The organism is Endozoicomonas sp. ONNA2 (genome assembly GCF_024606365.1).
Lineage (GTDB): Bacteria > Pseudomonadota > Gammaproteobacteria > Pseudomonadales > Endozoicomonadaceae > Endozoicomonas.
Window position 1 is genome coordinate 1 of record NZ_JAHHPO010000870.1, and the last position, 13991, is coordinate 13991.

General features: G+C 47.7%; 14 protein-coding genes. 5 read left to right on the top strand and 9 right to left on the bottom strand.

Features of this window, described 5'->3' with window-relative positions; translation table 11 throughout:
* Positions 1-569: 569 nt before the first annotated feature.
* The 4 genes from KDK14_RS15445 to KDK14_RS15460 all read left to right on the top strand — a co-directional run bounded on the left by KDK14_RS15445 (position 570) and on the right by KDK14_RS15460 (position 4748).
* Positions 570-1049 carry a Fur family transcriptional regulator gene (locus KDK14_RS15445; protein ID WP_257266066.1) on the top strand — a complete coding sequence of 160 codons (480 nt, stop codon included), beginning with the start codon at positions 570-572 and terminating at the stop codon, positions 1047-1049.
* 13 nt (positions 1050-1062) lie between these two features.
* The gene (locus KDK14_RS15450) at positions 1063-1830 is read left to right on the top strand and encodes a metal ABC transporter ATP-binding protein (protein ID WP_257266067.1); all 768 of its coding nucleotides are present in this window, start codon (positions 1063-1065) and stop codon (positions 1828-1830) included.
* Between the two features lie 2 nt (positions 1831-1832).
* A complete protein-coding gene (gene znuB, locus KDK14_RS15455) occupies positions 1833-2615 on the top strand; it encodes a zinc ABC transporter permease subunit ZnuB (protein ID WP_257266079.1) in 783 nt (260 codons plus the stop codon).
* A gap of 624 nt (positions 2616-3239) precedes the next feature.
* Positions 3240-4748, top strand: coding sequence for a hypothetical protein (locus KDK14_RS15460; RefSeq protein ID WP_257266068.1), 1509 nt, complete (start codon positions 3240-3242; stop codon positions 4746-4748).
* A gap of 97 nt (positions 4749-4845) precedes the next feature.
* Here the strand turns inward: KDK14_RS15460 and KDK14_RS15465 are convergent, their stop codons facing one another.
* From KDK14_RS15465 to KDK14_RS15485, 5 genes are read right to left on the bottom strand one after another with little or no spacing between them, the layout of a single operon-like run.
* Positions 4846-5502 carry an SCO family protein gene (locus KDK14_RS15465; protein WP_257266069.1) on the bottom strand — a complete coding sequence of 219 codons (657 nt, stop codon included), beginning with the start codon at positions 5500-5502 and terminating at the stop codon, positions 4846-4848.
* Between the two features lie 9 nt (positions 5503-5511).
* Positions 5512-6414 (bottom strand): heme o synthase, encoded by a 903-nt coding sequence (cyoE, locus tag KDK14_RS15470; RefSeq protein WP_257266070.1) that lies wholly within the window; start codon positions 6412-6414, stop codon positions 5512-5514.
* Positions 6411-7508, bottom strand: coding sequence for a heme A synthase (locus KDK14_RS15475; RefSeq protein ID WP_257266071.1), 1098 nt, complete (start codon positions 7506-7508; stop codon positions 6411-6413). Before KDK14_RS15475 ends, cyoE begins: the two co-directional genes overlap by 4 nt.
* Positions 7509-7568: 60 nt before the next feature.
* Positions 7569-8147 (bottom strand): hypothetical protein, encoded by a 579-nt coding sequence (locus KDK14_RS15480; RefSeq protein ID WP_257266072.1) that lies wholly within the window; start codon positions 8145-8147, stop codon positions 7569-7571.
* 7 nt (positions 8148-8154) lie between these two features.
* Positions 8155-8847, bottom strand: a complete 693-nt coding sequence (locus KDK14_RS15485) for an SURF1 family protein (RefSeq protein ID WP_257266073.1) — start codon at positions 8845-8847, stop codon at positions 8155-8157.
* A 118-nt stretch (positions 8848-8965) separates the two neighbouring features.
* Here KDK14_RS15485 and KDK14_RS15490 point away from each other — a divergent pair, with 118 nt between their 5' ends.
* Complete coding sequence (locus tag KDK14_RS15490) at positions 8966-9181, top strand: DUF2909 family protein (RefSeq protein WP_257266074.1); 216 nt, start codon at positions 8966-8968, stop codon at positions 9179-9181.
* Here KDK14_RS15490 and KDK14_RS15495 read toward each other — a convergent pair whose 3' ends face one another.
* The 4 genes from KDK14_RS15495 to coxB form a co-directional block, all read right to left on the bottom strand.
* The gene (locus tag KDK14_RS15495) at positions 9182-10072 is read right to left on the bottom strand and encodes a cytochrome c oxidase subunit 3 (RefSeq protein WP_257266075.1); all 891 of its coding nucleotides are present in this window, start codon (positions 10070-10072) and stop codon (positions 9182-9184) included.
* A gap of 95 nt (positions 10073-10167) precedes the next feature.
* Positions 10168-10731: a cytochrome c oxidase assembly protein gene (locus KDK14_RS15500; RefSeq protein ID WP_257266076.1), complete on the bottom strand. Its 564-nt coding sequence runs from the start codon at positions 10729-10731 to the stop codon at positions 10168-10170.
* A gap of 15 nt (positions 10732-10746) precedes the next feature.
* The gene (gene ctaD / locus KDK14_RS15505; RefSeq protein ID WP_257266077.1) at positions 10747-12339 is read right to left on the bottom strand and encodes a cytochrome c oxidase subunit I; all 1593 of its coding nucleotides are present in this window, start codon (positions 12337-12339) and stop codon (positions 10747-10749) included.
* An 11-nt stretch (positions 12340-12350) separates the two neighbouring features.
* Complete coding sequence (coxB, locus tag KDK14_RS15510; RefSeq protein WP_257266078.1) at positions 12351-13538, bottom strand: cytochrome c oxidase subunit II; 1188 nt, start codon at positions 13536-13538, stop codon at positions 12351-12353.
* Positions 13539-13991: the final 453 nt, after the last annotated feature.

A 13991-nucleotide genomic window follows, 5' to 3' on the forward strand; every position in this document is an offset into this window, starting at 1 on the left:
AGAACGCCATTGGTATTGTGGACGATTGTTTTACCAGTAGTTTTTGAGCACTTACTTTGCAACAACATTACAAAATCTGAATGAATCGTCCAATAGTCTTTTGGAAGATTTTTTTCGAAAGACGGTAATGCTTGCATATTAATAAGAGCAACTCTATGTTTGATCTATTAATACACTGGTCAGTTTCTATAAAGCTTCTGATGCTTGAAATGATGTTATCAAGCGATTTTTTTACAGTCTTCACCAAGTCATTTTTTCCAGGTGCAACAGAATATTTTGATCTTGCCTGCACCGTTAAACACCGACATTAATCTCAATCAGGTTCTTTTTTATCTGAATCAGGCGATTGTAAGAATTTACTTGTATTATTGCCTGTTGAACGGTAATTCATTGCTTCCATTGTTACTCCTTTCAGCAAACCAGATTTGTTTGAATTTTGATTAATCAATCCATTTTTTTGTTTGTCAATTGAGTAAATAGTCCCACTTGGTTTTTAATTTTCTTTTTGTAACTATGAAATTCCGTAAAGGCGTTATATTATAACGTCCATCATTTTATTTGATCCGATCATGTCTTGCTTTAATCCATACACAGAGCATAACCATCAGCACTGCATCAAAGATGCCTTGAATCAAGCCCGTGTACTTTGCCGGAACCGCAACATTCGTCTGACGCCCCTCAGAGAGAGAGTGCTAGAGCTGATCTGGCAGAGCCATTGCCCGGTGGGAGCCTATGAAATACTGGCAGAATTGACACAAGGGGAATCCAAACCCGCTCAGCCCCCCACCGTCTACAGGGCGTTGGATTTTCTCCGGGAGCAAGGCCTGGTCCATCGCTTGTCATCCATTAATGCCTACATTGGCTGCAGCCACCCGAACAGGCCACATAGTAGCTGTTTTCTTATCTGCACCCGATGCCGGACCACCATGGAAATTGAAGATCCAGCCATTAATCAATCGCTCAAAGCCTGTACTGATGAGCACGGCTTTACCATTTCCGACACCTCGATCGAGTTGGCTGGTTTGTGCACTAACTGCAAAACGAATTGAATAATTACACTTTATGAATCAACCATTAATAGAGTTGAGTAATGTCTGGATGAAGTTCCAGAACAAAGAAGTACTGACCGGGATCAATCTGCAGGTAAACCCCGGTGAAATCGTCACCCTGATAGGCCCAAACGGTGCCGGTAAAACCACCCTTGTCCGTGTAGCTCTTGGGCTCCAGGCACCCTCTTCAGGGCAACGCCTGATAAGAAAGGGGCTGCGCATTGGCTACATGCCGCAAAAGCTTCATATTGATGACTCCATGCCGTTGACGGTCAACCGGTTCCTGGAGCTGACCGGCTGCCGGTTGACCGCCGTTCCCGATGCCCTTGGGCGAACCGGCGTCAGTCATGTACGCCATTCACCCTTGCAATCCCTGTCGGGCGGTGAGCTGCAAAGAGTCCTGTTGGCCCGGGCACTGCTGCATAAACCACACCTGCTGGTGCTGGATGAACCGGTGCAGGGGGTTGATGTCACCGGGCAAAAGGAGCTTTATCAACTGATTACGGATATTCGCAATGCATCCAGAAACCGGGAGCACTGTGCTGTTTTGATGGTGTCCCACGACCTCCATCTGGTTATGGCATCCACCGACAAGGTCATTTGCATCAATCAACACATCTGCTGCTCTGGCCATCCTCACCAGGTCAAGCAGCACCCGGAATACCTTCGCCTGTTTGGTGGTGAGTCGGACGAACTGGCGGTATATACTCATCATCACGATCACCACGGTGTAGACGGCCATATTCTTAAGCCACAAGGCCCTGTATCTGAAGGAAAATAATGATGCCAGATATACTCCTGCATGCCCTGCTGGCAGGCTATGGCGTGGCGCTTCTGGCAGCACCACTGGGCTGCTTTGTGGTCTGGAGACGCATGGCCTATTTTGGGGATACCCTCTCGCACTCTGCGCTACTGGGTGTTTCGCTGGGGCTGATACTGGATATCAACATCAACCTGGCGGTTATCGCCTGTTCACTGATGGTTGCCGCTATTCTGGTCAGTTTCCAGGAAAAACAACGAATGGCTACCGACACCCTGCTGGGAATCCTGGCCCACAGCTCGTTATCCATTGGCCTGGTGGCGGTCAGTTTTGCGGATAAGATTCGGGTGGATCTGATGTCTTATCTGTTTGGGGACCTGCTGGCAACCGGCCTCTCAGACCTTTACTGGATTTACGCAGGCGGTGCGCTGGTTGTGGTGACACTGGCATGGCTCTGGAAGCCGCTGTTATCCATGTCTGTTCATGCCGAGCTGGCCCAGGTGGAGGGCATTCCGGTCAGGAAACTCAGGCTGACCCTCACCCTGTTAATGGCTCTGGTGATCGCTGTAGCCATGAAGATTGTCGGTGTCCTGCTGATTACTTCCCTGATGATTATTCCGGCAGCGACCGCCCAGCGGCTGTCACGTACACCAGAACAGATGGTTGTTGTTTCAGCGTTGCTTGGCATCCTTGGTGTGTCCAAAGGCTTGGCCGCTTCATGGTATCTGGACACACCTGCCGCGCCTTCAGTGGTTGTGGCCAGTTTTTTACTGTTTATAATCACCCGTTTGATAAAAAGAACGTAACCTGAGTCCGGGAATGCACAATACAGAAATCAGCCCAAGGTCGTATACGCGACAGGGCTGGCTACTAATACCAATTCCTTCCCGGCAGCAATTCCTTTAAACAAAGCATTCCAACGACCAATCATCAAGGTTCAGAATACACGGGTTAAGCTTTTTGAAATCCTGATCACGCCAATTCTTGGATTTGATCCATAAGAAAAGCCAGTTTGCAATTAAAGCTCCTGAATTCAGGGCTCTTGATATCACATTATTTAACAACTATGTGAGATGTGCTTAGTGTGTAAAGACTAAGTACTTTAGTCAGACTGATCTCCGGCAGCAGTTGAATGTATACTCTATTTCTTTGTTCTTGATATGGTAAATAATAATCTTGATCCGGAATGATTCGCTAACTACATTAAAACCTGACTTATAAAATTGACGGTGTAGATAATGAATGTTTCATATCGCTCAATGTGTAATTCAGGAAAATACATGTGTTCGGTTTGTCTGAACGATCTTGATGAAAACCCTGATTTTAACAACATTCACGGCTTCTATCATGAACATATAGTAATCTTGTCTCCATGCAGACACATGATGCATAAAAAATGTTCCGGGAATTGGCATGAGCATTGCCGAAAATTGGCTGATCTGGACGTTAGTCTTCCATACGCTGCTACTTGTGCCGTCTGTAAAACGAAAGTAATTGAGAATAATCCGAAGAATTTTCGGGTAACAGGATCATTACATTTTGATTACTGTGACAGACCCAAAACCAAAGACCCAACGCTCTCGGCTGTAGAAAGATCGGTACACTGTGACCCGCTGACTTTGGATGCTATAAAGCCTCTAATGGACGAGGCGATAAAGTCAAATAACTTTCCTGCAATATGGCAACTGAAAAGCCGATACGGACTCACCCTCAGTGCAGCTCAATTAAAGGAAGTGTTGTGGCAAGCATTACCACCATCACCCGGTCGTTTGTCTGATACGGTATGTGCCAATAATAAAATTCAGTTAGCATTGGAATTAATAACTAACGATGATGCCTCTAAAACGATTGTTTCCGACTTTTTGCACGAAGTATTAAAAAAAGAACGCTATGTAAACTATATATTGGTCAACCGACTGGTTGAATCAAAAATACCAAATAAAACCGCACTCAAAGAGGCGTTTGATTATCTTGTTTCAGAAGGTAGATTCGATGACGCAAAAGCAATGAAAGATCAATATGAATTCTCCCTGAACTTTTCGCAACTGAAGGAGCAACTGCAAAAAACTTATGATGATGAAATGAGCCAAACTGTACAAAGCATCTTGAGTCTCTACAATAAAGATGACGGGGCTTGTCAGTTCACCCTGTGTTACATTTTAAAAACCGTGGCAACGCAGCCGCAAGATGTCTCCCCAAAGCTTCTTGATCAGAGTTCTCGCAGATTTTTTGTCAATTACATGGGCTTTATCAGCACATTGCTAAGTCACGGTGTCATGAATCAAACTGCCGTTGATGCCGCGATGTCAAAGGCAGTCAGCACTATTAGTCGTGAAGGTTTGGAGTGGGCAGGTGAACTAAAGGCCCGCCACCAGGCAACAATAGACCCTGCGAAACTCAAAGAAGCGATTGTTAAGGCTATCGATCAAAATAAGCGTTCTCTGCTTGAACTGATACTCCCTTTTTTTTCCAGCGAACAAGACACCAAAGCGGCAAACATCATGATTCTGGAAAAGCTGGCAAGCAAATCCAATCAATATTTTCAAGACGTTTATCGTTTTGCCAAAGAAGCCTGTCAAGAACAGCTGGCAAGCAGCCGATGTTGGAGCCAGAAGGCTGTGGATACACTCATAAAAAGAGCCATTGATAACGATGATATTCATTGGGCTATTGAGCTGAACAACGATTATCGTGCATATCTTGACATTGAGACGCTTGCATCCAAAATCCTGAAAGAGGTTGATTCGGTAAAAGCAAAAAGAATCTGCAATACTGCTTGTCTTGATAATTTGAGGGGATCCTTAAGTCTTGCCAAACCCGATGATCCAGCTCTTCCCGATACCATTCAAACGATTACTGCCCAAATAATCAACATGGAGTTATTTCCCCTGAAGCAAGCAGTTGTCGAGATGCTGGTAGACTTTCAAGGTAGTCTCTAAGAGTTATCAGAAATGATTGAGGCTGCTAAATGCAAGCTTGGACATGTATTCAGGTTAAAGCCAGCATTCGCTGGCTTTAAAATCAGAAAATTAAGACTCAATGACGCTTGTCAATACTTAATAGCGCTGTCCTGAGCTTTTCGGGCTCCAATGGTGGACGTATAAACCCATGATAGTGTCCTTGCGGATTAATCAAGGCCAGGTTGGCACCGTGATCCACCAAATAAAACTCATCCTCAGGTTCAACCACCGGGGTAAACGGGACGTTCATCTGAACCGCCAGGTTATAAACACTGGCGATTTCTCCGGTTACGCCAGTGAAGTCCTTATTAAAGTAGGGCACATAGCCTTTCAGCTTTTCAGGGGTGTCTCTTCGTGGGTCCACCGTCACCATCAGGTACTGCATCTCTTTAGCCAGACTCGGCGACTTCTCCTTGAGCAGTGCGTCCAGTTTGTTTAATTGACTGAGCGTTGCCGGGCAGATATCGGGGCAGAAGGTGAAGCCAAAATAGACCAGACTCCAGCGACCCTTAAGGTTTTCTGCGACAAATGGCTGGCCGTTATGGTCAACCAGTCCGTCCATGGTGAACGCCCTGGGTGTTTCAAACACCACCGCCCCCATCTGTTGCAGCTGTTCTTTGGATAACGCAGGCTTGTTGATGAATTTATTCGCCGTCATCCCCAGTACAACAGCCACGGCGGCCAGTAAGATAGTGACCGTCTTTTTCACCCCTTTACTCCTTTTTGTGTCCACAGGTACTCCTTACACCCAGAGATAAAATGAATAGTGGTCAACCAGTAACACGACAAATAGCAGCATCAAATAGGTAATTGAAAACCTGAAGGTCTTGATGGCAGCGTCAGGTCTGCTGTCACGAAGCAGGGCAACTGACCAATACAGAAAGCGTGCACCCAGAATGGTTGCCCCCACCAAATAGATACCTCCACTCATACCGGTAAGGAATGGCAGCAAGGTGACCAGACACATGATTATGGTGTAGAGCAGAATATGAAGTTTGGTATATGCCTCTCCATGGGTAACTGGCAACATGGGCACATCCGCTTTGGCGTACTCCTCCTTGCGATGGATCGCCAAAGCCCAGAAATGAGGAGGCGTCCAGGCAAAAATAATCAGTACCAGTAAAAGGCCATGGCCCTCAAAGTGTCCGGTCACAGCAGTCCAGCCGAGCAGGGGCGGAGCCGCCCCGGCCAAACCACCAATGACAATATTCTGTGGCGTTGCCCGTTTCAGAATCAGCGTGTAAACCACCGCATAGCCCATCAGGGAGGCAAACGTTAACCAGGCTGTGAGGGGGTTAACCAGCACGAACAGTATGGCCATTCCCAGTGAACCAATGATAAAGGCGAAAATGACCGCCTGGAGCGGTTCAACCCGACCGGTGGCCACCGGTCGCTTTTGGGTTCTCGCCATTACTGTATCAATCTGTCGGTCAACCACATGGTTAATCACCGCTGCGGCACCGGCACACAGGGCAATGCCCAGGTTACCAAAGAACAGAATATCCAGAGGCACCCAGCCGGGTGTGGCGAGATACATACCAATAACCGACGTTAAGATCATCAGTGCGACAACTTTGGGTTTGGTCAGCTCAAGATAATCCCGCCAGTGGGCACTCCGTGCTGTTAGTACATTACTTTGACTCATGCTTCCGCCTCCCTTTTCTGCATACTGTTGTTCGAACTGCTTTTCACGAAACCACCTCCGAATAAGAAGTAGTTATAGGCCACCAGTGATAACAACAACAGGGCACCCCCCAGATTATGGGCTACAGCAATACTCAACGGCAGGCTCCAGATGATATTGCTCAGGCCAAGACCCACCTGGATCGTCAGCATAATCATAACCAGCAGCATCAGTTTTCGAACCATTGACCCAACAGAACCACCCACCATGAACGATACCTTGAGCGCAATAAACATTTGCAACGTCAGTAATATCACTATCAGTATTGCCCCGGCCCTGTGGGCAAAATGTATGGCGGTCCTGGCTTCAGCATGCAGCTGCCCCCCCAGATAGTTGGGACCAATATCCTGCCCGACATCGAATCCCTCGGCAAAATTCATGGGTGGCAACCATTGCCCCTGACACATGGGCAGATCAGGACAGGCAAGGGCTGCATAGTTAGAGCTGGTCCAACCGCCGAGACTGATTTGGCCAACCAACAGTACCAAACTGAATACCCCCAGACATTTAAGTAATAAGAACGGTTTATTTGGCACCTTTTCCTGATGCACTGCGGACAACCGCAAGGTTAAGAGAAACAACAAACTGAAGGTGGCAAAACCGCCCAGCAAATGAGCAGTAACAACCTGGGGCCACAGCTTCAGCGTAACGGTCCACATACCAAAAGCAGCTTGCAGGGTAATCAATGCCAGAATCAGAATGGGTAACTTGAACGGTTGACCCGGCTCACGCCGGTTTCTGACTGCCTGAATTACAATCATCAACACCAGCAGCATCAGGGTACCGGCCACATAACGGTGGATCATCTCAGCCCAGCCCTTATCAACTTCAACCGGAGCATCCGGAAAGAGTGACTCGGCATGAGCAATCTCCTGGCGAGTATCCGGCACGGTCAGAAAACCATAACAGCCCGGCCAGTCAGGACAACCCAGTCCGGCATGCACCAGCCTCGTATAGGCACCTACACCAACTACGATACTTGCCAGCAACGTTGCGATCAGAGCCAGATAAAATCCTTTTTTCTTCATCACCGTTCCAGTGAGTTGACTACCCATTACCAACCCTTTTTTTATCCAAAAACTAAAAACAATGATTCAATAATCATTGAGTACCCATTAACCGATGTTGGACGCTTTCAGCAGTTTTTGCAGATCTTTCAGCACATCACCACCGGGCTGATCAACCTGATAACCCATGATCAGATTACCCAGCGGATCAATAATAAAAATACGGTTTTCTGGCCAATGTTTCAGACCGAGTGCTGTTTGCACATGGTTTTTATCCGCGTTCAGCCAGTAAATTCCCGGATGCTCGGTTTCAAGTTCTGAAGACGGCACCGGTTTTTCCGGAGCAATGTAAAATCGGGTCACCCGCTCAGACTCCTTTCCCAACGCAATGTGCACCTGACGGGTTTTATAAAGGCTTGCCACGCACTCAGACTCTTCACAACGGGCACTGCCAAACACCACCACTCGCCAGAGACCCTCTGTTTCTGTTGCGTCTACACGCTTTTCGCCATCCTGAAGATGCAGTTGGGAAAACTGGGCCGGTGGTAATAAAAGCTCGCCTTTATTGGTCCTTCCTTCAGGTATCCATACCCCGGTAAAGTACATAACCCAGGCCAACCCCATGGCAATGGCCGGAATCAGAATGACAAGGGCAAGCGGCAGCCGGTTGTTATTGTTTGTTGTCATGAGCACCTCACACGTTATGCTTGTTCTTACTTGCGCGAATCATCTGGAACCCATACAGCAACAACAGGACCAGTGCCATGGCAAACCATTGAAAGGCGTAGCCCAAGTGCTTCTCTGACTTCAGATTAATCACCATCGGGCGCATCTGCTCAGCACCGGGCTGACCTGCCTTGAGCACCATGAAAAAATCTGGCATCACGCTCTCTATGGCTTCCGATATTTTCATTGGGTCCAACGCCTGGATGCGTTTCGGCCAGCCTTCTTCCCAGATATCTTCCGCGAGTAAAAACGGTTTGCCCTGTGGCTTATACGCAAACCCGGACAGTATCAGATGCCCCGGGTCTGTGATCACCTCTGGCAACAATTCCCGATCACCAGCAGCGATCCAACCTCGGTCAATCAGCAACCATACGCCATGATCACTCAGGAACGGCATGAACAGCTCATACCCGGCCTCACCCTGAAACACCTGATTATCCAGAAGAAAGTATCGATCCGGGTCATACCGGCCACTCACAGTGAAAGGCAGGTACACAGGGTCCTGGTGATGTTGAACCTTGGGAAGCGTCAGCGGTTCAAGAGCATGGCGAGATTCATAAGCCTGTTCCAGCAGCAATTTCTGCTCGTAGCGTGACAGCTGCCAGAAGCCGAGACTCACCAGCACTGGCAGGGTGGCAATCACTAACAGGGTCAACTTCAATCTGAATCCAAACATCAAGTGAACAGTCTTTCTATGCTATTGTGTCCCAGAAAGTGCGGAAAAAAACTGAGTTCATCTCAGGAATTTGCCTTGTGGATAACTTTCTTGAGCCAGGAATATGTGGATAAAACTCGTCGTTGTTGTTCTTTTTATTGCCGTAGTTATCAGTCTGGGCACCGGTTTTTATTTTTTGCTGACCGAGAAAAAGAGTTCGCCCAAACTACTGAACTCCCTGAAAATTCGCATCGGTCTGACTGTTTTGATTATGATGATTATTGTCGCTGCCTGGCTCCATGGCGATATCCAAAGCCAGGCACCCTGGTTGTATCGATAATTAAATCAGGTAAACAAAAATAAACAGTCCAACCCATACCACATCCACAAAGTGCCAATACCAGCTGGCGGCTTCAAAGGCAAAGTGGTTATCCGCCTCAAAATGCCCCTGATAAACTCGCACCAGCATTACTGCCAGCATAATGGCTCCCAGCGTTACATGAGCACCGTGAAAACCGGTCAACAGGAAGAAAGTGGAGCCATAAATGCCAGCACTCAAGGTCAACCCAAGTTCGTTGTAGGCTTCAATGTATTCTTCTACCTGGAAAAATAAGAATGCGGTGCCAAGAACCAGCGTCAGAATCAACCACAATTTTATCTTGTAGCGTTCATTAGCACGCAATGCGTGATGCGCCAGTGTCAATGTGATACTGGAAGCTACCAATAAAAGCGTATTCAACAGTGGCAAGTGAAAGGGATCGACCACATCGGCGGCGCCAACAAAAAGGTCATTGTCCGGATTCACCATCAGCGGCCAGCTTGCGGCAAAGTCCGGCCAGAGCATTTCGTGAGTCATGGCCCCTTCACCCTCACCGGCGAGCCAGGGGACGGCCAGAACCCGAACGTAGAACAGGGTCCCGAACAGTGCGGCGAAAAACATGATTTCAGAAAAAATAAACCAGAACATTCCCCAGCGAAATGTTCGGTCCATCTGGGCACTGTATAGCCCGGCGCGGGACTCCTGAATGACATTGCCGAACCAGCCAAACAGCATCCAGGCCATAATCAGGCCACCGGCGTAAAATACATAGTGTGCACTAGAGTTCTTAACACCGGCGCTCATATCATTCATCATCATGCCGGCCCCAAGAAGGGTCAGAAAAAGTCCAATAGATGCAATGATTGGCCATTTACTCTGGGCCGGAACGTAGTAGGTACCTTCGGTAGCCATAATGTTTTATCTCACCTCTCCTGATCTGACAGGGAGTACGCCTTTTCTCCCGAGTAATTTTAATAGCAGTCTCTGAATAAACAAAACACAGAAATTCAGTTCAAATGGGTTACATCAAACAACGTGTAAGACAAGGTTAGCTTTTTTATATGCTTTGGCAGCTCCTGATCGACAATAATGCGCAATGGCATCACCTTTTCTTCCCACGGCTGCAGGGTCTGAGTGGTAAAACAAAAACATTCGACCTTATGCAAAAAATTGGTTGCTTCAAATGGTGTCACACTGGGAATGGCCTGGCCCACGATGGTTTTACCGGTAGGGTTTTTCGCAACGAAGTTGAGCAGACCCGGTTCGCCGGGATGTACGGTCACTTGGGGGGTACTAGGATAAAAATCCCAACTCATACCTGCATTTTTAGTGGCTACGAACTGCACCTTGATATCACGACTGGTATCCACCTTGGCTTCTGCAGCCTTGTACATATATGGGTCAGGGTCTGTTTTGCCATTCAGACCAGTCACCTGACAGAACACGTTGTACAGTGGCACCATGGCAAAACCAAAAGCGAACATACCACAAGCTACGATTATGGAGCGAATGACAGTACGGCGAGTTGATTGCTCAATAACCTCGGGCTTTTCTCTATCTTCTTCGCTCATATTGACTCCTGTCGTTTACTTCACATCCGGTGGAGTGGTGAAAGTGTGATAGGGTGCTGGTGATGGCACACTCCATTCTAATCCTTCAGCACCTTCCCAGGGCTTGGCCTCCGCTTTTGCTCCACTCCTGATGCATTTGATCACAATAAAGAGGAATAGCAGTTGCGTAGTTCCAAACATAAAACCGCCAACACTGGATATTTCATTGAAGTTGGCAAACTGCAGTGCGTAGTCAGGAATCCTTCGGGGCATGCCAGCCAGCCCGACAAAGTGCATTGGAAAGAACGTCAGGTTCATCCCAATAAAGGACATCCAGAAATGCACCTTGGCCAGTGGCTCGTCATACATATGACCAGTCCACTTGGGCAGCCAGTAGTAACAAGCAGCAAAAATAGCAAAGATCGCTCCCGGCACCAGAACATAGTGGAAATGAGCCACCACAAAATAGGTGTCGTGGTATTGGAAGTCAGCAGGGGCGATTGACAGCATCAACCCGGAGAAACCACCAATGGTAAAGAGCACCACAAACGCGGTGGAAAACAGCATTGGTGTCTCAAAAGTCATGGAGCCTCGGAACATGGTGGTCACCCAGTTAAATACCTTCACCCCGGTGGGTACAGCAATCAACATGGTGGCGTACATAAAGAACAGCTCACCAATCAGCGGTATACCAACTGTGAACATATGATGGGCCCAGACAATAAACGACAAAAAAGCGATGCTGGCGGTGGCGTACACCATGGAGGTATAACCAAACAGGTGTTTACGGGCAAATGCCGGAATAATGGCTGAGACAATCCCGAAGGAGGGCAGAATCATGATGTAAACTTCCGGATGCCCAAAGAACCAGAAAATATGCTGGAACAGAACCGGATCACCACCACCACCGGCATTGAAGAAACTGGTTCCAAAATGGATGTCCATCAACATCATTGTTACTGCACCTGCCAGTACCGGCATAACCGCAATTAGCAGATAAGCAGTGATCAGCCAGGTCCAGACAAACAAGGGCATTTTCATCATGGTCATCCCGGGAGCCCTGAGGTTCAGGATGGTGGCAATGATATTAATTGCCCCCATGATGGAAGAAACCCCAAGCATGTGGATTGCGAAGATAAAGAATGTGGTTGAAGGGGGTGAATAGTCTGTTGAAAGCGGTGCATAAAAGGTCCAGCCGAAGTTAGGACCACCGCCCTCCATAAATAAGGTGCTCACCAGCATCACTGCTGCAAAGGGGAGAATCCAGAAGCTCCAGTTATTCATCCGGGGCATGGCCATATCCGGCGCGCCGATCATCATGGGAATCATCCAGTTAGCCAACCCGACAAAAGCTGGCATAACAGCACCAAAAACCATGATCAAACCGTGCATTGTGGTCATCTGGTTAAAAAAAGCCGGCTCAACAATCTGCAGTCCGGGCTGGAATAGCTCAGCCCGGATGATCATGGCCATAGCCCCGCCGGTCAGAAACATAACGAAGCTGAACCAGAGGTACATTGAGCCAATGTCTTTGTGATTGGTTGTCAGAACCCAACGCATCAACCCTTTGGCAGGCCCGTGATGATGCTCCTGATCTAGTGAAGAAGCAGTATCAGTTACCGAAGTCATATCTACTCTCCTTACAGGCTCGCCTGCTGGTTATCGGGCATGGACTGTTTGGCCGGATCTTCTACATATTTGCCAGTTTTCTTGTACTCCACAATCTCTTTGGGAGTCACCATTTCCCCTGTGTCGTTGCCCCAGGCATTTCGCTCGTAGGTAATAACTGCCGCAAGGTCAACCTCACTCAACTGGCCGGCAAAGGCCTGCATTGCCGAACCTTTCTTACCGTTCATAACAATATCCACATGCGCTCCAATCTGGTCTGCTTCAGTTGCCATTGGGCTGCCTTTCAGCGCAGGGAATATTGGTGGCATGCCGGTACCGTTGGGCTGATGACATACAGCACAGACCTTGTTGTAGGTCTGCTCACCCCTGTCCATTAGCTCTGCCATAGTCCAGGTCTTGTCGGTCAGCTCACGCTCTTTTCCTGCTGCATCTTTTTTTGCCTGCAGCCAAGCCTCGTAGTCTTCCTGTGACTTGGCCTCAACAACAATAGGCATGTAACCGTGATCCTTACCACACAATTCTGCACACTGCCCGCGGTAGGTACCGGGCACTTCGATATTAGTCCAGGCTTCGTTAATAAATCCGGGAATGGCGTCACGCTTTACAGCCAGGGCAGGAACCCACCAGGAGTGAATAACGTCAGCAGCAGTCACCAGAAATCGAACCTTTTTATCTACGGGAACTACCAGCGGTTCATCCACCTCCAGCAGATAATTTGGATTTTTGTCCCGAACATTAAGGATCTGTTCCCGTGGCGTACTGAGGTTGCTAAAAAAAGAGACACCTTCTCCGACATACTCGTACTGCCACTTCCACTGGTAGCCGGTAATCTTGATATCAATATCAGCCTCGTCAGTATTGTAGATTTCCACCAGCGTTTTGGTCGCCGGAATAGCCATCAGTACCAGAATCAGAAAAGGAATGGATGTCCAAACAATCTCAATCAGTGTACTTTCATGAAACTGATGAGCTACCGCACCTTTGGACTTTCGGTGTTTGAAAATAGAATAAAACATGACACCAAAGACAATCAGGCCGATCACGACACAGATCATGAATATAGTCATGTGGAGTCCGTAGATATTCCGGCTGACCGCCGTGACACCTTCGGTCATATTGACTTCCCATGCAGCACGGCTACTACCCGTTACAGCCAGCCCCATAAGAAGAAGAAAGAGTGATTTCACCTGCTGCATCATTATTCCCTTACATCCCCTGACTATTCGCTGATCACAGCGGAAACTTCTTATTATTATTGTGCAGAATTGTCGTGCTGCCTTACATCTCTGAGGTGTGACTGCTAACGGGGCAGCGTTTTGTCCGGTTGCCTGTGTCACGATATTGACCTGTCCAATAGTCTTGATTTGTTACCAATGTTCATCGTATCCACCCCATGTAAAGCCCGTTTGTGTCATTTACGCAGGTAAACCACAGATGGTTTATTGAGAGGAAGCGATATGACTTATATTTATCTGACCTGAAAAACCCCACAACATCTGATCAAGAGCGGATATGCAATCATTACTGAAGCCGAGCCAAACTACTTGACATGTACATAAGTAGTTAACCAAATGAAATCATATTTTCTGACTAAGTTGACAGTCACTCTGCTGCGTTGCAACTCCGGTCACATAGCTAAGGCTATGCTCCCT

Excerpts from the sequence above, each read along its gene's own strand:
- KDK14_RS15495 (WP_257266075.1), bottom strand. The coding sequence starts at position 10,072 with ATGGCTACCGAAGGTACCTACTACGTTCCGGCCCAGAGTAAATGGCCA.
- ctaD (WP_257266077.1), bottom strand. The coding sequence starts at position 12,339 with ATGACTTCGGTAACTGATACTGCTTCTTCACTAGATCAGGAGCATCAT.
- KDK14_RS15500 (WP_257266076.1), bottom strand. The coding sequence starts at position 10,731 with ATGAGCGAAGAAGATAGAGAAAAGCCCGAGGTTATTGAGCAATCAACT.
- coxB (WP_257266078.1), bottom strand. The coding sequence starts at position 13,538 with ATGATGCAGCAGGTGAAATCACTCTTTCTTCTTCTTATGGGGCTGGCT.
- cyoE (WP_257266070.1), bottom strand. The coding sequence starts at position 6,414 with ATGAGTCAAAGTAATGTACTAACAGCACGGAGTGCCCACTGGCGGGAT.
- KDK14_RS15490 (WP_257266074.1), top strand. The coding sequence starts at position 8,966 with ATGTGGATAAAACTCGTCGTTGTTGTTCTTTTTATTGCCGTAGTTATC.
- KDK14_RS15445 (WP_257266066.1), top strand. The coding sequence starts at position 570 with ATGTCTTGCTTTAATCCATACACAGAGCATAACCATCAGCACTGCATC.
- KDK14_RS15450 (WP_257266067.1), top strand. The coding sequence starts at position 1,063 with ATGAATCAACCATTAATAGAGTTGAGTAATGTCTGGATGAAGTTCCAG.
- znuB (WP_257266079.1), top strand. The coding sequence starts at position 1,833 with ATGCCAGATATACTCCTGCATGCCCTGCTGGCAGGCTATGGCGTGGCG.
- KDK14_RS15475 (WP_257266071.1), bottom strand. The coding sequence starts at position 7,508 with ATGGGTAGTCAACTCACTGGAACGGTGATGAAGAAAAAAGGATTTTAT.
- KDK14_RS15480 (WP_257266072.1), bottom strand. The coding sequence starts at position 8,147 with ATGACAACAAACAATAACAACCGGCTGCCGCTTGCCCTTGTCATTCTG.